Here is an 18,422-nt window from a genome sequence, read left to right on the forward strand (position 1 = left end):
CCGACCAAAACGGCCACCCCGGCCATCCCGCCCCACAAACCCGGGCGGGAATTCACCAGCCACCCAGCAGCCAAGGCCGCCACGCCGGCAACCACGCCCTGCAGCACGGCCGAAAGGCGGCCTGAACGCCGCACCGGCCCCGCCCACCTGACCGCCCCTCCGCCTGCCCCGTCCACCCGACCGCATCTCCACCCGCCACCCCACCCCTCGCCCAAGGAGCCCAAATGACCGTCCCCCACCCCTCACCGGCCCCCCGCCGCGCCCTGGTCGTCGGCGGCTCGACCGGGATCGGGCGCGCGGTCGCCGAGGCCTGGGCTCGGGCCGGGCTCGATGTGCTGGTGCTGAGCCGCAGCAGGCCCACCGGAGACGGTGCCGACCTGCTGCACTGGTCCCCGCTGGATCTCTCCGACGCCGACGCCGCCCGGGCCGCGCTCGACGGGGCGGGGGCCGGCCCGCTGGACGCCGTCTGCTACTCGGCCGTGTCGTACGGCACCCGCCGCGCGCTGTTCGGGGACGTCGAGGAGGGCGAGTGGCGCCGGCAGGTGGAGGTGAACCTGCACGGCCTGTGGCTGACCCTGTCGGCCACCCTCCCCGTCCTGCGGCGCGCGCGGTCCGGGCTGTTCCTCGGCATCTCCTCCGAGGTGGTCTACAACGCCGGTCCGGGACGCTCCGGTTACGCGGCGACCAAGGCCGCCGGCAGCGCACTGCTCGACTCGATCGCCCAGGAGGAGGGCGCGGACGGCGTCCGTGTCGTGCAGGCGCTCCCCGCCGGCATGGTGGACACGCCCGGAATCCGGCAGCGCCGCCCCGCCGACTTCGACTACGGCGCCTACATGCGCCCTCGGCATTTCGCCGCGCTGGCGCACGAGTTGGTCACCGCCGGGGCCGCCGACCACCACGGCGACAGCCTGATCGTGGACGAGTACGGCCAGTGGCGCTCCGTACGGGAGGCACGCCCCGTCTCCCAGAGCCGCGAGGTCCCCGCATGACCGCCCCGGCCGCCACCACCGTAGGCCTCACCTCTTGGCGCCTTCCCGCCGAGGGCGCCGAGGAGGCCGTCCGGCACGCGGCACGCCTGGGCGCCGACGGGGTGCAGCTCGACCTGGGCGGTCCGGGCCGTGGCCCGTGGGCCGACGCCCCCGGGACGGTCGAGGCGGTGCTCCGGGCGCGGGCCGAAGCAGGCGTCGCGCTGCTCGGGCTGACCGCCAACACGCTGAACGACATCGGCCTCACCGCCCCTTCGCGCAGCGCCGACGGCACCCTCGCCAGGGTGATGGTCGTACGACTGCTCGACGCGGCGCACGCGTACGGTGTGCCGCTGGTGTTCCTGCCCAGCTTCCGGCGCAGCGCCATCGACACCCCGGACGACTTCCGGCGCACCGCACGGATCCTGGCCTGGGCCGCCACGGAGGCCGACGCCCGCGGCCTGGTGCTCGCCAACGAGAACGTCCTGGAGCAGGAACGGGCCGCTGACCTCGTCGAGAAGGTCGGCTCGCCGGGCTTCCGGCTGCTGCTGGACCCGTACAACCTGTGCGTGGCCGGGCGCGACCCGGTGCGGTGGGTGGCGGCCGTGGGGCGGTACCTCGCCGACCAGATCCATCTCAAGGACGGCCACCTCCGGGCGGAGAAGAGCGCCGCGCTCGGCACGGGGGACGGCCGTCTGGACGACGTCCTCGCCGCCGTGGCCGCGTACGGCCCCGCCCCGCGCGCCCTCGTCCTGGAGAACGACTACCGCGACGGCGACACCGCCCTCCCGCTCACGGACCTCGCCTGGGCCCGGGCCCGCGCCGCCCGCCCCACGCCGTCCCCCGCCCCCGCCCCCGCCCCCTCCCACCGCACCGAGGCAGCCGTATGACGTCGCACACCACGCTCTCCCCCGAGGCCCTGCTCTTCGACATGGACGGCACCCTGGTGGACTCCACCGTGGTCGTCGAGCGGACCTGGCGGCGTTTCGCCCGGCGGCACGGGCTCGACGCCGAGCGGATCCTCGCCACCGCGCACGGCCGCCGCACGGGCGAGACGGTCGCCCGGTACGCCCCGGCGGGCGTCGACGTGGCGGCGGAGACCGCCCGGCTCGTCGCGGAGGAGGTCGAGGACGTCGACGGGATCGTGCCCGTGCCCGGTGCGCCGGCGCTGCTGGCCTCGCTCGCCGGTGACCGCTGGGCCGTGGTCACCTCCGCCGGACGGGAGCTGACGCACCGCCGGATGGCGGCGGCCGGCCTGCCGTTGCCGTCCCTGCTGGTCAGCGCCGACGACGTACGCGAGGGCAAGCCCAGCCCGGAGGGCTATCTGACCGCCGCGGCGGCCCTGAACGTCCGCCCGGCCGCGACGGTCGTCTTCGAGGACGCCGAGGCGGGACTGCGCGCGGCGGCCGCGGCGGGCGCCCCCGCCGTGGTGGTCGGCGACCACGGCGGCCCGGCCGCGGCGGGCTGCCCGAAGGTGCGCGACCTGCGCGAGGTGACCGTCACGGACACCGGCCGCGGCGTGCTGCGCCTGACCTTGAAGCACCCCGAGCCGGTGTCCCGGGCCTGACGACAGCGGCCCGACCCCAACGGCCCGACGGCATCGGCCCGACGGCATCGGCTTGAGCGCAACGGCTCACCCCACCCCCAACACCCTTGTCCCACACAGCACTTGATGGAGTGTGCTCGCCCATGACAACCCTGCCCGAGGCAACCCTTCCCGAGACCACCCCGCCCGAGACCACCGCCCCCGACGTCCGGCTCGCCGGCCCCGCCGACCACGGCCTCGTCGCCGAGGGCTACGTCGCCGAGGGATTCGAGGAGGTCCGCGAGGAGTTCGACCGCAATCTGCGCGAGCGCGACGAGCTCGGCGGCGCCTTCTGCGCCTGGTGGCGCGGCGCCAAGGTGGTGGACATCTGGGGCGGAGTCGCCGACTCCGGCACCGGCCGCCCCTGGGAGCCCGGCACCAAGTCCCTGATCTTCTCCGGCAGCAAGGGGATCGTGGCGATCACGCTGCTCGTCGCCGTACAGAAGGGCCTGATCGACTTCGACGCCCCGGTCGCCCGCTACTGGCCCGAGTTCGGCCGGCACGGCAAGGAGCGCATCACGCTGCGCCAGGTGATGTCGTACACCGCGGGTCTGCCCGGGGTCCGGGTGCCGCTCGGCCAGGACGACATCACCGATCCGCTGGCGATGGCCCGGCTCATCGCCGAGCAGGCTCCGGAGGAGGACGAGCGGGCCGGGGGCATCCTGTACGGGCCGTACACGGCCGGCTGGATCGCCGGCGAGGTCGTGCGCCGCGTGGACGGGCGCACCATCGACCGGTTCTTCGCCGAGGAGATCGCCGCCCCGCACGAGCTGGACATGTCGTACGGCGTGCCCGCGGAGCGCGCCGGCGAGGTGGCCCGGCTGGAGTACGGGGCGCACTTCCTGGCCCAGTACACCGGGTTCTTCACCAGCGACGATCCGATGACCCAGCGGATCTGGCAGAACCCGATCCCGTTCCCGCACGAGGAGATGGTCTGGAACCGCCCGGAGCGGCGCACCTCGCTGATACCCGCCGCCAATGTCATCGGCACGGCACGGGCCATCTCGCGGCTGTACGCCATCCTGGCCACGGACGCGACCCGTGCGCACGGCGAGGAGTTCACCCTCCTCTCCCGTGAGGTGCTGGACGACGCGCGGCGCGAGTACGTGCGCAAGACCGATCCGCTCATCGACATCCGCATGGTGTACGGCGGTGCCGGCTTCCGGCTGCGGGCGACCCCGCGCGACGGCGTGGACGGCGACTCCTTCGGGCACGACGGCGGTGGCGGTTCGGCCCATCTGGCCTGGCCCGGCGCGGGAGTCGGCCTCTCCTACATCACCAACCGGCTCATCGCGGTCGGCCCCGACGACAAGCGGGCCTCCTCGCTGCTGAAGGCTCTCGCGCGGGCGGTATCCCGGCTCGGCGCGTGACGGGCCGTCGCCGGGGTCCGACCCCCTCCCCCGGCGACGGCCGCACCGGCGGGCGCCCGGGCCACAAGCCCGCGGCGCCCGCCGGTCCTCGTACGATCACCCTCGCTCCCCCTTCCGCCTCCCGTTCGCCAACTTCCCCCCCATCGGAGCTCACTTCATGGAAACCGGCGCCTCCGTGTTCGCCACCCCCGCCACCATGCCGCCGGGGCCGCTGGCCCGGCTGCTGGAGGAACACGGGCACACCGCCCTGTACTTCGCCGAGCACACCCACGCGGTCGCGGGCCGGCAGGCGGAGCGGATGCCGCACAAGTTCCGGGAGACGCTCGATCCGTTCGTGGCCGCGACGGCCGCCGCCTGCGCCACCCGCTCGCTGCGGGTGGGCAGTGCCATCTGCCTGGTGGCCCAGCACGATCCGCTGGTGCTGGCCAAGACTGTCGCCAGCGTCGACCATCTGTCCGGCGGCCGGGTCGACTTCGGCGTCGGGGCGGGCTGGGCCGTGGACGAGATGCGGCACCACGGCGTGGATCCGGACCGCCGTTTCGCGCGGATGCGCGAGCACGTGGAGGCGATGCGGGCGATCTGGTCCCAGCGGGAGGCCTCCTACGCCGGGAAGAGCGTCGCCTTCGAGGGTGTGTGGTCCTGGCCCAAGCCGGCCCAGTGGCCGCATCCGCCGGTCATGATCGGCGGCATGGGGCCGCGGGTCCTGGAGCGGGTCCTGGTCTACGGCGACGCCTGGCTGCCCGACTTCGCGAACGAGGAGACGTTCACCCACACGCTGGGCCGCATCCCGGAGCTGCGCAAGCGGGCCGAGGACGCCGGGCGCGGTCCCGTCCCCGTGGTGCTGGCCGGCGTACCGCACGACCCGAGGGTTCTGGAGCGGTGCGAACAGGCGGGCGTGACCAGGGTGTTGACCCTGCTGCCGGCGGCGGGGCGCAGTGTGGTCGAGCGGTACCTGGAGCGCTACGAGCTGGCGATCGCGGCTTGGCGGGGCGAGTGAGCCCCGGCGAGGCGGCCCCCGACGGGCTCCGATGCGGCTCCCGACGACTCAGGCGGCCTGCCGTACGCCGACCACGCGTTCCATGAAGCGCAGGGCCAGTGGGTGGGCCCCGGTCGAGGGGCGGGCCAGCCAGAGCGGCATCGGCGGGGCCCCGGTGAGCGGGACGAAGCGGACCCCGGGGTGCGGATTGCGGCGCAGCGCCAGCTCGGGCACGACGCCGATGCCGTGACCGGCGGCGATCAGCTCCAGCCACTCGGCGAAGCCACCGCACAGGGTCACGTTGCCGGGCCGGGCCTCCTCCGGCCAGTCCCGCAGCTGCGTGGCACCGCTCACGGTGTTGATCAGCATCGGGTGCTCGGCCAGCTCGGACCAGGCGAGGCTGCGCCGGAGGGCGAGCGGTGATCTCCGGGCGACGGCGGCGACCCGCTCCTCCTGGGCGATCCGCACGGTCCGCAGCCCCCGGGCGACCTGCCGGCCGCGCAGCACGGCCAGCTGGACGGCGCCCTCGTCCACTCCGGCACACCGCTCGTCCCGGCGGACCAGATCCACGGCGACACCGTACGCCCGCTCGAAGCCGACGATCGTGTCCTGCAGGAGTTCGTCGGGGAACAGCCAGCTGAAGCCGATCCGCAGTGTCTGGATGTCGTACCGCGGTGTGAGCGCGGACTCCAGCCGGGGCAGCAACTCCTTCAGCTCCTCCCGCAGCAGCACACCCGCCTCGCTGAGCCGGACCGTGCGGGTGGTGCGATGGAAGAGCCGGGCGCCCAGGGCCTCTTCGAGCCGGTGGATGGAGCGCGTCAGGGACGGCTGGGTGGTGTACAGCGAGGCAGCGGCCTGGGTGAAGCTCAGTTGCTCCGCGAGTACGAGGAAGGCGCGCAGGTGGCGTATGCCTATGTCCGCTATGGCCGCTTGTCCGGGCGATGTTCCGCGCACTGCTCATGTCCTCCGTGGGGGTCACATCGAGGGGCTCATCTGATCACCCATGGGAAAATTACAAACAGAACGATCGTTTTGTAAAGTGGCTTTGGTTATCCGTCGACGACAGCAAAACAAACTCTTTACCTTGCCGTCGCGGAGGGCTGGCGTCCGGCAAGCAGCGAGCGGTACCAGGCGGCCGCGTCGGCCAGCCCGGCCAGCGGACCGGGGCCGGGCGCACAGTCCGCGAGCCGCCAGATCTCCCGGCTGTCGTACCAGTGGTCCTCGGACAGCAGCCGGAACTGGCGCTCACTGATCCGCCCGGGATTGCGGGACAGCTCCGCCAGACAGCGCCCCAGCGGCCAGTCCCGCTCGGCGACCTCGGGCAGTACGCCGTGACCGGCCAGCGCGGTCAGCAGGTCGGCGACCCGCACCGGCTCCGGGTGGCTCGCGTGAAACGTCCCGCCCGTCGGCCGCCCGGCGCGGGCGAGGGCCGTGACCAGCCGGGCGAGGTCACGGACGTCCACCACGGACAGCAGGCCCCGCCCTCCGTCCCAGCGGGCCGGAACCCGCTCCGCGAGCTCGGCCAGCGCGGGCACCACCCAGCGGTCCCCGGCACCCAGCACCAGCCCCGGCCGCAGCACGGTGCCGCCCGCGTCCAGGACCAGCCGTTCGGCGGCCAGCCTGGTGCGGCTGGCGGCGGACACCGGGGCGGGGTCGATCTCGTCGACCGCGATGCCCCGGTGCGGACCGGCGCCGTACACGGCGGCGGTGGAGAGCAGCAGGGTCCGCCCGATACCGGCCCGGCGCGCCTCGTCGAGCAGCGCGGCGGTGCCGCCCACGTTCACGGCCGCGCACTCGTCCGGGTCGCCGCCGACCCGGGCGGCCAGATGCAGCAGGACGTCGCAGCCGGTGCCGAGGCCGCGCAGCGACGCCGGATCCGTGACGTCGGCACGGGCCCACTCCACCCCGGGCAGCGGCTCCTGCCCGGCGGGCGCGACCCGCACGACGGCCCGCACCGTGAGGTCGGCCCCGCCGGCCCGGGCCCGCGAGAGCGTGCGCAGCACCGTCGAGCCGATGAATCCCGTGGCCCCGGTCAGCAGAACGCGCACCCCGCTCACAGCATCGCCCTGCCGCGCTCCACGTCCACGGTCAGCCGCGCCAGGGTCGCGGGGGTGGCGATGCCCGGCAGCAGGTAGTTCCACAGCGTCGCGATCTGGGCGGGCAGGTCCTGCCGCTCGTTCTCCAGGTGTGACATCAGCTGCGTGCCGGTGAAGGAGGCGACCAGGATCCGGGCGAACTCGGCGCCGTCGACCTGGGGCAGCAGCTCACCGCGCCGCTCGGCGGCGTCCAGATCGGCACGGAAGCGGTCGATCCACCAGCGGTAGACGGTGAAGTCCCGCAGCCCCGCCTCGCCCTGCTCGACGGCCAGCCGCACCCCGGCCCGCAGCAGCACGTTGCGCTGCAACTCGAAGCCCAGATAGAGGGTCAGGTCGACCAGCTGCTGCAGCCCGGCCGGCTCGTCGGGCAGCGCGAGCGTGGCGGCCTGCTCCACGAGCACCGCCCGGCCGAGGTCCTCCTTGGACTTGAAGTGGAAGTACATGGCGCCCTGGGTGACCCCGGCCCGCTGCAGGATCTTGCTGACGCCGGCGGCCGAGTACCCGTACTCGTCGAACACCTCCGCCGCCGCGGTCAGGATCGCCTCACGGGTGCGGACCGCGCGTTCCTGCTTGGGCCGTGTCATCGGACAGCTCCATGTGATTGAGAAGTGACAGCAACAAAAACAAAACGATCGCCCTTTATAGTATCGGCTACCAACCGTGCGACGGATGCCGCGCTCGGCCACCCTGCCCGCGTGATCCGTCCCGTCCGAGAAGAAGAGGTAGCACCGTGATCCGCATCGCCCAGGACCTGGCTTCCGCGTCGTGGGCCCCCGTGCCGCAGAGTTACAGCCACAAGCGCAACGCGGACGAGACCCTCCTCACCTCCTGGCAGCGCACCGGCCCCGACAGATTCCTGATCAAGGCCGGCTGGCCCGGGGACCATTCCTTCTACACCACCGGGGCGGACGGCACCGACCCCCTGCTGTTCAGCGAGACCGTCCGGCAGTGTCTTCCGGTGCTGTCGCACGCAGCGTACGACGTCCCCCTGGGCCACCACCTGCTGTGGGAGACGTACGACTACTCGCTCGTCGAGTCGCCGAGCGCGCCCCGAGAGATCACCCTGCACATCGACTGCACCGACATCTCCCGGCGCGGCACCCGGGCCGGCGCCGCCACCGCGCACATACGCGCCCTGCACGGCGACTCCCTGATAGGCACCGCGACCACGCGGTTCACCATCCAGACCCCGGCGGTCTACCGACGGCTGCGCGGCGAGTACGCCGACGTCGCCCACGCGCTGGAACGCCGCCTGGCGCCGCCCCCGCCCCTGCCGGAGCAGGAGGCGGGCCGGGAACGGCCGTACGACGTCGTCCTGTCCCCCACGGACATCCCCGGCCGCCATCAACTGCGCGTCGACACCGGCCATCCCGTCCTCTTCGACCACCCGGTCGACCACGTCCCCGGCATCCTGCTGCTCGACGCCGCACGCCAGGCCGCGCACGCCGCCTCCCGCGTCCGTCCGGCCCATCCCATTGGTATGACCACCCGGTTCTTCCGGTACGTCGAGTTCGACGCCCCCTGCTGGATCGAGACCGCGATCGACCCCGCCCACCCGGACCGGGTGCTGGTGACCGCCTGGCAGAACGACAAGGAGTGCTTCACGGCCTCCGTCGCCCTGGCCGCCACGCGGGCCACCCCCGCCGCGAACGCCCCGCACTCCGGACGCGGCGCGGCCTGAGGGCCACTCACATCACCGTCGCCGACTTGACCTTCACCCAGACGTAAAGGTTGATGCTGCCACCCATGCACACACCACAGACTCCCCCCACCGAGCGGGGTACCACCTGGGCGCTGACCGTCCTGACCCTGTGCTCGTTCACCCTCGGCACCGGCGAGATCATGATCGCGGGCCTGCTGCCGGACATCGCCGGCGACGCCGGTGTCTCGCTGTCCACGGCGGGCCTGCTGGTCAGCTCCTTCGCCCTGACCGTCGTCATCGGCGGCCCCATCCTGGCCCTGACCACCGGCCGGGCCCGGCGGCGCCGGCTGCTGACCGCGCTGATGGTCACCTACGTCCTCGGCAACATCGTCTCCGCCGTGGCGCCCTCGTTCTGGCCGCTGGCCACCGGCAGGATCATCGCGGCGCTGGCCCACTCGGCCCTGATGCCGCTGTTCTTCGGTATCGCGGCCGACGTCGTGCCGCCCAACAAGCGCGGCATGGCCGTCGCCCGGGTCTCGCTGGGCTTCAGCCTGGCGATGATCGCGGGACTGCCCATCGGCACCGCCCTCGGCCAGTGGCTGGACTGGCGGGCCACCTTCTGGGCGGTCGCCGCGCTCACCCTCGCGGCCACCGTGCCGGTCGCGGCCCTCGCCCCCGACACCCCCGGTATCTCCGCGGCCGACGACCAGGGACGGCTCAGGGAGCTCAAGGTCCTCGGCGACCGCCGGGTGCAGATCGTCACCGGAATCACCGCCCTGGGCGCCGCCGCCTCCTTCACCGCGTACACCTATGTCACCCCCCTGCTCACCGACTCCGTCGGTTTCAGCGAGTCGTCGGTCACCGTGCTGTTGCTGCTGTTCGGGATCGGCGGCACGGTCGGCAACCTCATCGGCGGCCGGCTGACCGACCGCTCGGTGCTCGGAGCGGTCTCCCTGTCGGTGGCGGCACTGGCCGCCTCCCTGCTGCTCCTGGGCGCGACGACCGACGTCAAGGTCGCGGCGGTGGCGTTCCTGTTCCTGTTCGGCGCCGCCTACTACGCGGTGATCCCGGCGGTGAACACGCGCCTGCTCAACGTCGCCTCGCAGCAGGCCCGCACGCTCGCCCTGACCGTGCAGAGCTCGGCGTTCAACCTCGGTACGGCGGTGGGCGGCTGGCTGGGCGGCCGGGTCATCGCCGCGGACGCCGGACTGCGCTGGCTGCCCGTCGTGGGTGGCCTGGTCGCACTGATCGCCCTGCTGCTCGCGGTGGGCGAGGCGGCGGGAGAACGGCGTCGCACAGCGGCGGCGCCGGCGGAGGAGCCCCTGGAACGATCCACGCCCGCACCCGCACCCGCGTCCACATCCACGTCCACGTCCACGGAGAAGGCTTCCGAAAGCCCCGTCTGAGCGTTCATGACCGCCGGTCGGAAAGGAGCAGCCATGCGCATCGGGGAACTCGCGCACACCACCAACACCACCACACGCGCGCTGCGGTACTACGAGGAGCACGGACTCCTCCATCCCGAGCGCACCTCGAACGGCTACCGCGTCTACGGGCCGGACTCCGTGCGGGTCGTGGAGAACATCCGACTGCTCCTGGCCGCCGGCCTCACCACGGAGGACCTCCTGATCCTCGACCGCTGTCTGCGTGACGAGCTGCTGAACGACCACAGCTGCGCGGATCCGGGCGCCAAGATCGCGGTGTTCGAGCAGCGGCTCGCGGTGATCCAGCGGCGTATCGACGATCTCACGCACGTCCGCGGACGGTTGCTCGACCGCCTCGGTGAACTGCGCGAGCAGAGCGCCCCACCCGGAGACCGGGTCTGCCCTCAGCGGCTCGCGGAGCGTGCGGCGGCCTAGACCCGCGTTCGGGAGCCGCATCCCGGTCCGACCGGGTGAGGGAGGGGCGCCACGCCGACGCGGCGCCTCTCCCTTTTACGTCCCCACAGGTCGCATCGTTTCTGCACAGATGGCGTTCGGTGGGGCGGGTGGGACTCGAACCCACGGCCGACGGATTATGAGTCCGCTGCTCTAACCGGCTGAGCTACCGCCCCATAGCGGCGTGTCGCGTACAAGTGTGCGCGCCGTCTGCCGCAGCATAGCCGCTCATACGATCTCCTGCTTCGTATGGTCGACTTCGCATGCCCTGAAGGACTCCGCCTTGACCTGCGCGGTTCCCACGACAGGGACACGAACATGAAAAAGGACCCCTTCGTGGGGTCCTCGTTCAGCATGCTCCCCCGACTGGACTCGAACCAGTAACCTGCCGGTTAACAGCCGGCTGCTCTGCCAATTGAGCTACGGAGGACCGAGCTCCCCCGACTGGACTCGAACCAGTAACCTGCCGGTTAACAGCCGGCTGCTCTGCCAATTGAGCTACGGAGGAATGCCTCGTTGCATCGAACGTACCTACCTGGGTATTCGCCAGGGGGCGTGCGCTCGCTGCGACACATACATTAGCGCAAGCAGGGGGGTGCTCCGCCAATCGGTTCCCCCCGGCCGCGACGCCGCACCAGGGACCTACGCAAGGAAGGGTGGCCGCCATGCGCTACCGGCTCACGTTCGTCATCGGTCTCGCCGTCGGTTACGTCCTCGGCACACGCGCCGGACGAGAGCGCTACGAGCAGCTGAAGAAGACCGCCCGGGACATCTCCCAGAACCCCGCGGTCCGCAACACCGCGGAGTCGGCGGCACAACAGGGCCGCCACTTCGCGGGCGTGGCCTACCACACGGTCACCGAGAAGGTGGGCGACCGCGTCCCCGAGACGGTGGCCGCACGAGTCCGTTCCCTACGAGAACGCAGCGCTCACAACGGCGGCGCCGAGGACGACTGGGGAACCAGCAACACGTGACGGCACGTCCTGAGCACCGGGCACCGCGACGCCGCCAAGGGGCGCGGGGCTGTATCGACGTGCGGCTCCGCCGTGTGGGCGCGACCGGCCCCCACACACCCCGCACCCGAAACACGACCCGCATCCCTACGGCGCCCATGGCCCGAGCAAGCGCAGCGCTACGGCAGAATTTGAACCATGGGGATAGTCGCCGGGCTGGACAGTTCGCCCGATTTCACTCGCATCGTCGTCTGCGACACGGACACAGGCGCCGTGCTCAGGCAGGGGTACGCCCCGCACCCGGTGGAATCGCCGGACGGCGGCGGCGCCCGCCCCTCCGACATCGACCCGCAGGCCTGGCTGCTGTCCCTCGGTGAGGCGGCCGGCGGTGGGCTGCTCGAAGGTGTGCAGGCCATCGGCGTGTCGACGCAGCAGAACGCGGTGGTCCCGCTGGACGCACAGGGCAACACCGTGCGGCCCGCGATGGTCGGCGGTGACAAGCGGGCGCAGGTCGCGGCGGCCGATCTGATCGACGCGCTGGGCGGGCGCGAGGCGTGGGCGCAGGCCGTGGGGTGTGTGCCGCAGGCCGCGCAGCCGGTGACCAAGCTGCGCTGGCTCGCCAAGACCGAGCCGGAGAACGCCGTACGCGCCGCCGTGCTGATGCAGGCGCACGACTGGTTGGTGTGGCAGTTGCTCGGCCGGCCCGTGAGAAGGACCACGGACCGGGGCGGGGCCTCCGGGACGGGTTACTGGTCGGCGGCCACCGGCGCCTACCGTTCCGATCTCGTCGAGCTCGCGCTCGGCCATCAGGCGATGCTGCCCGAGGTGATCGGCCCGGCCGAAGCTGCCGGTACGACGCCGGAGGGGCTGCTGATCTCCGCGGGGACCGGCGAGACCATGGCCGCCGCGTTCGGGCTGGGCATAGGGCTCGGCGACGCCGTCGTGTCGCTCGGCGCGTCCGGGTCCGTGATGGCCGTCCACCCGGAGGCGCTCGTCGACAGCAGCGGGATGATCACCTCCCTGGCCGACGCGACCGGCATGCACCTGCCGGTCGTCACCACCCTCAACGCCGTACGCACCCTGCGCGGCACCGCCGAACTCCTCGGCGTGCCCGACCTGGAGAGCCTGTCCGACCTGGCGATGAAGTCGACGCCGGGGGCTCATGGGCTGGTGCTGCTGCCCTATCTGGAGGGTGAGCGGACGCCGAATCTGCCGCACACCGCGGGCACGCTGGCCGGGCTTCGGCGGGAGTCGATGAAGCCGGAGCATCTGGCGCGGGCCGCGTTCGAGGGCATGCTGTGCGGGCTCGCGGACGCGCTCGACGTGCTGCGCGGCCGGGGTGTCGAGGTTCGGCGGATCTTCCTGCTCGGGGCGGTCGCCGAGCTGTCGGCCGTGCAGGCGGCGGCGCCCGCGCTGTTCGGGGTGCAGGTCGTCGTGCCGCAGCCCGCGGACTACGCGGCGATCGGCGCCGCCCGGCAGGCCGCCTGGGCACTCGGTGTGTCGCAGGGCACGCTCGACCCGCGCACCCCGCCCATCTGGCAGGGCGCGGCCGCGCAGGTCCTGGAGCCCGGCGAGGAGCTGGCGGTGGGTCAGGCGGTCCGGCAGCAGTTCGTGTCGGTGCGGGATCAGACGCATCCCGGGGCGTTCCGGCCATAGTGAACGGAATGGGCGGAAGGTAGCGGAAGGTAAGAGACCGGCAGGAAGCGCACCCGGAAGGCCGTACGGAGCCGCGCTGACGGCTTAATCGGTTGAGGTAACACCGCCGGAGTGTTCGACGATAGGGGCCAGGGGCAACCAATCGCCCCGTCGTCGACTCCGAGAGAAGCAGCGTGCTCATACGACTTCTGCGGACCTACCTCAGGCCCTACCGAAAACCCATCGGCTGGCTGGTGCTGCTGCAGTTCCTGCAGACCTGCGCCACCCTCTACCTGCCCACGCTGAACGCGGACATCATCGACTCGGGCGTCGTCAACGGCGACACCGGCTACATCCTCGGCTACGGCGCCCTGATGATCGGCATCTCGCTGGTGCAGGTCGTGTGCAACATCGGTGCCGTGTACTACGGCGCCAGGACCGCCGCGGCGCTCGGGCGGGACGTGCGGGCGGCCGTCTTCGACCGGGTGCAGTCGTTCTCGGCTCGTGAGGTCGGGCATTTCGGCGCGCCCTCGCTGATCACCCGGACGACCAATGACGTCCAGCAGGTGCAGATGCTGGCCCTGATGACGTTCACGCTGATGGTGTCGGCGCCGATCATGTGCGTGGGCGGCATCGTGCTGGCCCTCGGCCTGGACGTGCCGCTGTCCGCGGTGCTGGTCGCGGTGGTGCCCGTGCTCGGCATCAGCGTGACCTTGATCGTACGGCGGCTGCGGCCGCTGTTCCGCACCATGCAGGAGCGCCTCGACACGGTGAACCGGGTGCTGCGCGAGCAGATCACCGGCAACCGTGTGATCCGCGCCTTCGTGCGCGACGAGTACGAGCAGCAGCGCTTCCGCAAGGCGAATGTCGAGCTCACGGACATGGCGATGGGCACCGGCAGGCTGCTCGCGCTGATGTTCCCGATCGTCATGACGGTGGTGAACCTGTCGTCGATCGCGGTGGTGTGGTTCGGGGCCCACCGGATCGACAGCGGCGGGATGCAGATCGGTGATCTGACCGCGTTCCTCGCCTATCTCATGCAGATCGTGATGTCCGTGATGATGGCCACCTTCATGTTCATGATGGTGCCGCGCGCCGAGGTGTGCGCCGAGCGTGTCCAGGAGGTCCTGGACACGTCGTCGAGCGTGGTCCCGCCGGTCGCGCCGGTGCGTGAGCTGCGCCGGCACGGGCATCTGGAGATCCGGGGGGCGGGCTTCCGCTATCCGGGCGCCGAGGAGCCGGTGCTCAAGGCGATCGACCTGGTGGCCCGGCCCGGCGAGGTGACCGCGGTGATCGGGTCGACGGGCAGCGGGAAGTCGACGCTGCTGGGGCTCGTGCCCCGGCTGTTCGACGCGACCGACGGCCAGGTGCTCGTGGACGGCGAGGACGTGGCGGGCATCGAGCCCCGGCTGCTGGCGAAGACGGTCGGCCTCGTGCCGCAGAAGCCGTATCTGTTCGCGGGGACGGTGGCGACGAACCTGCGCTACGGCAACCCCGACGCCACGGACGAGGAGCTGTGGCACGCGCTGGAGGTGGCGCAGGCCAAGGGGTTCGTGGAGGGGCTGGAGAACGGGCTCGACTCCCCCATCGCGCAGGGCGGCACGAACGTGTCCGGCGGTCAGCGGCAGCGGCTGGCCATCGCGCGCACGCTCGTCCAGCGCCCGGAGATCTACCTCTTCGACGACTCCTTCTCCGCCCTCGACTACGCCACGGACGCGGCGCTGCGTGCGGCGCTGGCCCGCGAGACCGCCGAGGCGACCGTCGTCATCGTCGCCCAGCGTGTGGCGACCATCCGGGACGCCGACCGCATCGTCGTACTCGACGAGGGGCGGGTCGTCGGCGCGGGCCGGCACCACGAGCTGATGGCGGACAACGAGACCTACCGGGAGATCGTGCTCTCCCAGCTGACGGAAGCGGAGGCTGCCTGATGGCCGGGCCCATGGGACGGATGATGGCCGGCGGCGGTCCCGATCAGCGCTCGCTGGACTTCAAGGTGTCGGGCAAACGGCTGATCTCCCACTTCAAGCCCGAGCGGCTGACCATCTACGCGCTGCTGTTCTGCGTGGTCGTGAGCGTGGGCCTGTCGGTCGCCGGGCCGAAGATCCTCGGTGAGGCCACCGACCTGGTCTTCGCGGGCATCGTCGGGCGGCAGTTCGACTCCGGGATGACCAAGGCGCAGGTCCTCGCGGGCATGCGCGAGCGCGGCGACAGCGAGATCGCCGACATGCTCCGCAGCACCGACTTCACGCCGGGCCAGGGCATCGACTTCGGCGCGGTCGGCAGCGTCCTGCTGTTCGCGCTCGCCGTCTTCGTGGTCGCCGGTCTGCTGATGGCGGTGGCGACGCGGCTGGTGAACCGGGCCGTGAACCGGACCATGTACCGGATGCGCGAGGACGTCCAGGCGAAGCTGTCGCGGCTGCCGTTGTCGTACTTCGACAAGAGCCGGCGCGGTGAGGTGCTGTCCCGGGCGACCAACGACATCGACAACATCGGGCAGACGCTCCAGCAGTCGATGGGCCAGCTGATCAACTCGGTGCTGACCATCATCGGTGTGCTGGCGATGATGTTCTGGGTGTCGTGGCTGCTGGCGCTGGTCGCGCTGGTGACCGTGCCGCTGTCGTTCCTGGTCGCCACGCGCGTCGGCAAGCGGTCGCAGCCGCACTTCGTGCAGCAGTGGCGCTCGACCGGCAAGCTCAACGCGCACGTCGAGGAGATGTACACCGGGCACACCCTGGTGAAGGTGTTCGGGCGGCAGGAGGAGTCGGCCGCGCAGTTCGCCGAGCAGAACGAGGCGCTGTACGAGGCGGGGTTCAAGGCGCAGTTCAACAGCGGTGTGATGCAGCCGCTGATGCTGTTCGTGTCGAACATCAACTACGTGCTGGTCGCGGTGGTCGGCGGTCTGCGCGTCGCGTCGGGCTCGCTGTCCATCGGTGACGTGCAGGCCTTCATCCAGTACTCGCGGCAGTTCTCGATGCCGCTGACGCAGGTCGCGTCGATGGCGAACCTCGTGCAGTCGGGTGTCGCCTCCGCCGAGCGGATCTTCGAGCTGCTCGACGCGGAGGAGCAGGACGCGGACCCCGTGCCGGGGGTGCGGCCGGAGGAGCTGCGGGGACGGGTGGCGCTGGAGGGGGTCTCCTTCCGGTACGACCCCGACAAGCCGCTGATCGAGGACCTGTCGCTGACGGTGGAGCCCGGGCACACGGTCGCGATCGTCGGTCCGACGGGTGCCGGCAAGACGACGCTGGTCAACCTGCTGATGCGGTTCTACGACGTGTCGTCCGGGCGCATCACCCTCGACGGGGTCGACATCGCGCGGATGTCCCGGGACGAACTGCGGGCCGGGATCGGGATGGTGCTGCAGGACACCTGGCTGTTCGGCGGCACGATCGCGGAGAACATCGCGTACGGCGCCGCCCGGGAGGTCACGCGGGGCGAGATCGAGGAGGCGGCGCGGGCGGCACACGCGGACCGGTTCATCCGCACCCTCCCCGACGGGTACGACACCGTGATCGACGACGAGGGCAGCGGGGTCAGCGCCGGTGAGAAGCAGCTCATCACCATCGCGCGGGCGTTCCTGTCCGATCCGGTGATCCTGGTGCTGGACGAGGCGACGAGTTCCGTGGACACGCGGACCGAGGTGCTGATCCAGAAGGCCATGGCGAAGTTGGCGCACGGGCGCACGTCGTTCGTCATCGCGCACCGGCTGTCGACCATCCGGGACGCGGACACGATCCTCGTCATGGAGAACGGCTCGATCGTGGAACAGGGCGCGCACGGGGAGCTGTTGGCGGCCGACGGGGCCTATGCGCGGTTGTACAAGGCGCAGTTCGCGCAGGCGGTGGCGGAGGTGGACTGACGACCGCAGGTCCGCTGTGGCTGGTCGCGCGGTTCCCCGCGCCCCTGAGAAAGGGGCGTCACCTGCACGCACCCAAGGGGCGCGGGGGACTGCGCGACCAACCCCCACCGGGCCGCGGACGGCGTCAGTCCAGATAGCCCCTCAGCTGGTCCGCAAACGCATGGTCCCTCAGCTTGTTGAGGGTCTTCGACTCGATCTGGCGAATCCGCTCCCGCGTCACCCCGAAGATCCGCCCGATCTCCTCCAGCGTGCGCGGGCGGCCGTCCGCCAACCCGTAGCGGAGTTGGACGACCTTGCGTTCGCGTTCGCCGAGGGTCGACAGGACCGCCTCCAGGTGCTCCCTGAGCAGCAGGAACGCCGCCGACTCGACGGGACTCGTCGCGTCGCCGTCCTCGATCAGGTCGCCCAGCGCCACGTCGTCCTCCTCGCCCACCGGCGCGTGCAACGACACCGGCTCCTGGGCCAGGCGCAGCACCTCGCTGACCCGCTCGGGCGGCAGGTCGAGGTGGGCGGCGACCTCTTCCGGCGTCGGTTCGTAGCCGCGTTCCTGCAGCATGCGCCGCTGGACGCGGACGACCCGGTTGATCAACTCGACGACGTGGACCGGCACTCGGATGGTGCGGGCCTGGTCGGCGAGGGCGCGGGACATGGCCTGGCGGATCCACCAGGTGGCGTACGTCGAGAACTTGTAGCCGCGGGCGTAGTCGAACTTCTCGACGGCCCGGATCAGGCCGAGGTTTCCCTCCTGGACGAGGTCGAGCATGGTCAGGCCGCGGCCGACGTACCGCTTGGCGACCGAGACCACCAGGCGCAGGTTCGCCTCGATCAGGCGGCGCTTGGCCATGCGGCCCATGACGACCAGCCGGTCCAGGTCGAGGGCGAGCCGGCTCTCCAGGTCGGGCGTGCTGCTCAGCTTCTCCTCGGCGAACAGGCCGGCCTCCACGCGGCGGGCGAGTTCGACCTCCTCGGCCGCGGTGAGGAGGGGGATACGGCCGATCTCCCGCAGGTACTGGCGGAAGAGGTCCGAGGAGGGGCCGCTGGTGTCGGCACGGCTGCGGCTGGGGCTCGGCAGCGGCGCTTCGACCGGCTCGGCGGCTTCGGTGTCGCTGCTCAGGGCCTCGGCGGGCGGCTCCGCCGGCTCCGGCGAGGACTCCGGTTCCGCCTCGGGGTGGTGCGCGACACGGCTCTGCGGCGGCACCGCGACGAGAACGTCGGCCTCCGCGTCCGGCTCCGTGCCGTTGGTACTCGTGTCGGTCTGGATGAGGGTCTGGGTCTGCACGGGGGCGACCTCCAGGATGATCGCTGCCGACGCATACGGCAGCGCTGCTTCGAGGGCGGAGTCGGCGGCCTCGCCGCTGTCCGTCCCGTACGCGATGAGCGGAACCGCGGGGGTGTGGGACCCGTGGGGAACGGATCGGCCGCGCTCCGAGGACTCAGGCACCGGAACCCAGTGTGGAGTACGACACA

The 18,422-nt window shown here is 71.8% G+C and carries 16 protein-coding genes and 3 tRNA genes; 12 read left to right on the plus strand and 7 right to left on the minus strand.

What is annotated here, in order from left to right:
• Window positions 1-224: 224 nt before the first annotated feature.
• The 5 genes from EJ357_RS14590 (at window position 225) to EJ357_RS14610 (ending at window position 4,917) form a co-directional block, all read left to right on the plus strand.
• On the plus strand, window positions 225-989 hold the full coding sequence (locus EJ357_RS14590; protein WP_126392028.1) for an SDR family NAD(P)-dependent oxidoreductase: 765 nt from the start codon (window positions 225-227) through the stop codon (window positions 987-989).
• Complete coding sequence (locus tag EJ357_RS14595; protein ID WP_126392029.1) at window positions 986-1,855, plus strand: sugar phosphate isomerase/epimerase family protein; 870 nt, start codon at window positions 986-988, stop codon at window positions 1,853-1,855. Before EJ357_RS14590 ends, EJ357_RS14595 begins: the two co-directional genes overlap by 4 nt.
• Window positions 1,852-2,532: an HAD-IA family hydrolase gene (locus EJ357_RS14600; RefSeq protein ID WP_126392030.1), complete on the plus strand. Its 681-nt coding sequence runs from the start codon at window positions 1,852-1,854 to the stop codon at window positions 2,530-2,532. The genes EJ357_RS14595 and EJ357_RS14600 overlap by 4 nt, the downstream gene beginning before the upstream one ends.
• Window positions 2,533-2,654: 122 nt before the next feature.
• Window positions 2,655-3,920, plus strand: coding sequence for a serine hydrolase domain-containing protein (locus EJ357_RS14605; RefSeq protein WP_126392031.1), 1,266 nt, complete (start codon window positions 2,655-2,657; stop codon window positions 3,918-3,920).
• 157 nt (window positions 3,921-4,077) lie between these two features.
• Window positions 4,078-4,917, plus strand: coding sequence for a TIGR03619 family F420-dependent LLM class oxidoreductase (locus EJ357_RS14610; protein ID WP_126392032.1), 840 nt, complete (start codon window positions 4,078-4,080; stop codon window positions 4,915-4,917).
• 48 nt (window positions 4,918-4,965) lie between these two features.
• Here the strand turns inward: EJ357_RS14610 and EJ357_RS14615 are convergent, their stop codons facing one another.
• From EJ357_RS14615 to EJ357_RS14625, 3 genes are all read right to left on the minus strand, one after another.
• Window positions 4,966-5,850: a LysR family transcriptional regulator gene (locus EJ357_RS14615; RefSeq protein ID WP_126392033.1), complete on the minus strand. Its 885-nt coding sequence runs from the start codon at window positions 5,848-5,850 to the stop codon at window positions 4,966-4,968.
• 125 nt (window positions 5,851-5,975) lie between these two features.
• Window positions 5,976-6,944, minus strand: a complete 969-nt coding sequence (locus EJ357_RS14620; RefSeq protein ID WP_228473067.1) for an NAD-dependent epimerase/dehydratase family protein — start codon at window positions 6,942-6,944, stop codon at window positions 5,976-5,978.
• Between the two features lie 5 nt (window positions 6,945-6,949).
• Complete coding sequence (locus EJ357_RS14625) at window positions 6,950-7,576, minus strand: ScbR family autoregulator-binding transcription factor (protein WP_126392035.1); 627 nt, start codon at window positions 7,574-7,576, stop codon at window positions 6,950-6,952.
• 146 nt (window positions 7,577-7,722) lie between these two features.
• Between EJ357_RS14625 and EJ357_RS14630 the strand changes: the two genes are divergently transcribed.
• The 3 genes from EJ357_RS14630 to EJ357_RS14640 all read left to right on the plus strand — a co-directional run bounded on the left by EJ357_RS14630 (window position 7,723) and on the right by EJ357_RS14640 (window position 10,493).
• Window positions 7,723-8,673 (plus strand): ScbA/BarX family gamma-butyrolactone biosynthesis protein, encoded by a 951-nt coding sequence (locus EJ357_RS14630; RefSeq protein ID WP_126392036.1) that lies wholly within the window; start codon window positions 7,723-7,725, stop codon window positions 8,671-8,673.
• Window positions 8,674-8,738: 65 nt separating this feature from the next.
• Complete coding sequence (locus EJ357_RS14635; protein ID WP_126392037.1) at window positions 8,739-10,040, plus strand: MFS transporter; 1,302 nt, start codon at window positions 8,739-8,741, stop codon at window positions 10,038-10,040.
• Between the two features lie 33 nt (window positions 10,041-10,073).
• Window positions 10,074-10,493 carry a MerR family transcriptional regulator gene (locus EJ357_RS14640; protein WP_126392038.1) on the plus strand — a complete coding sequence of 140 codons (420 nt, stop codon included), beginning with the start codon at window positions 10,074-10,076 and terminating at the stop codon, window positions 10,491-10,493.
• A gap of 120 nt (window positions 10,494-10,613) precedes the next feature.
• Here the strand turns inward: EJ357_RS14640 and EJ357_RS14645 are convergent.
• The 3 genes from EJ357_RS14645 to EJ357_RS14655 form a co-directional block, all read right to left on the minus strand.
• A tRNA-Ile gene (locus tag EJ357_RS14645) sits at window positions 10,614-10,687 on the minus strand.
• Window positions 10,688-10,868: 181 nt separating this feature from the next.
• A tRNA-Asn gene (locus EJ357_RS14650) sits at window positions 10,869-10,941 on the minus strand.
• 5 nt (window positions 10,942-10,946) lie between these two features.
• A tRNA-Asn gene (locus tag EJ357_RS14655) sits at window positions 10,947-11,019 on the minus strand.
• Window positions 11,020-11,176: 157 nt separating this feature from the next.
• Between EJ357_RS14655 and EJ357_RS14660 the strand changes: the two genes are divergently transcribed.
• The 4 genes from EJ357_RS14660 (at window position 11,177) to EJ357_RS14675 (ending at window position 16,955) form a co-directional block, all read left to right on the plus strand.
• Window positions 11,177-11,485, plus strand: coding sequence for a YtxH domain-containing protein (locus tag EJ357_RS14660; protein WP_126392039.1), 309 nt, complete (start codon window positions 11,177-11,179; stop codon window positions 11,483-11,485).
• Window positions 11,486-11,662: 177 nt separating this feature from the next.
• Window positions 11,663-13,120 carry a xylulokinase gene (locus EJ357_RS14665; RefSeq protein WP_126392040.1) on the plus strand — a complete coding sequence of 486 codons (1,458 nt, stop codon included), beginning with the start codon at window positions 11,663-11,665 and terminating at the stop codon, window positions 13,118-13,120.
• A 173-nt stretch (window positions 13,121-13,293) separates the two neighbouring features.
• Window positions 13,294-15,027 carry an ABC transporter ATP-binding protein gene (locus EJ357_RS14670; protein ID WP_126392041.1) on the plus strand — a complete coding sequence of 578 codons (1,734 nt, stop codon included), beginning with the start codon at window positions 13,294-13,296 and terminating at the stop codon, window positions 15,025-15,027.
• Window positions 15,027-16,955, plus strand: a complete 1,929-nt coding sequence (locus EJ357_RS14675; protein ID WP_126392042.1) for an ABC transporter ATP-binding protein — start codon at window positions 15,027-15,029, stop codon at window positions 16,953-16,955. Before EJ357_RS14670 ends, EJ357_RS14675 begins: the two co-directional genes overlap by 1 nt.
• Window positions 16,956-17,079: 124 nt before the next feature.
• On the opposite strand, the gene EJ357_RS14680 is transcribed toward EJ357_RS14675, so the two are convergent.
• The gene (locus tag EJ357_RS14680; RefSeq protein ID WP_126392043.1) at window positions 17,080-18,396 is read right to left on the minus strand and encodes an RNA polymerase sigma factor; all 1,317 of its coding nucleotides are present in this window, start codon (window positions 18,394-18,396) and stop codon (window positions 17,080-17,082) included.
• Between the last annotated feature and the right edge of the window lie 26 nt (window positions 18,397-18,422).

This window comes from Streptomyces cyaneochromogenes, assembly GCF_003963535.1.
GTDB lineage: Bacteria > Actinomycetota > Actinomycetes > Streptomycetales > Streptomycetaceae > Streptomyces > Streptomyces shaanxiensis.

Coding starts and splice junctions, on each gene's coding strand:
- EJ357_RS14625 (WP_126392035.1), bottom strand. CDS start 7,576: ATGACACGGCCCAAGCAGGAACGCGCGGTCCGCACCCGTGAGGCGATC.
- EJ357_RS14590 (WP_126392028.1), top strand. CDS start 225: ATGACCGTCCCCCACCCCTCACCGGCCCCCCGCCGCGCCCTGGTCGTC.
- EJ357_RS14595 (WP_126392029.1), top strand. CDS start 986: ATGACCGCCCCGGCCGCCACCACCGTAGGCCTCACCTCTTGGCGCCTT.
- EJ357_RS14605 (WP_126392031.1), top strand. CDS start 2,655: ATGACAACCCTGCCCGAGGCAACCCTTCCCGAGACCACCCCGCCCGAG.
- EJ357_RS14600 (WP_126392030.1), top strand. CDS start 1,852: ATGACGTCGCACACCACGCTCTCCCCCGAGGCCCTGCTCTTCGACATG.
- EJ357_RS14665 (WP_126392040.1), top strand. CDS start 11,663: ATGGGGATAGTCGCCGGGCTGGACAGTTCGCCCGATTTCACTCGCATC.
- EJ357_RS14610 (WP_126392032.1), top strand. CDS start 4,078: ATGGAAACCGGCGCCTCCGTGTTCGCCACCCCCGCCACCATGCCGCCG.
- EJ357_RS14635 (WP_126392037.1), top strand. CDS start 8,739: ATGCACACACCACAGACTCCCCCCACCGAGCGGGGTACCACCTGGGCG.
- EJ357_RS14660 (WP_126392039.1), top strand. CDS start 11,177: ATGCGCTACCGGCTCACGTTCGTCATCGGTCTCGCCGTCGGTTACGTC.
- EJ357_RS14675 (WP_126392042.1), top strand. CDS start 15,027: ATGGCCGGGCCCATGGGACGGATGATGGCCGGCGGCGGTCCCGATCAG.
- EJ357_RS14640 (WP_126392038.1), top strand. CDS start 10,074: ATGCGCATCGGGGAACTCGCGCACACCACCAACACCACCACACGCGCG.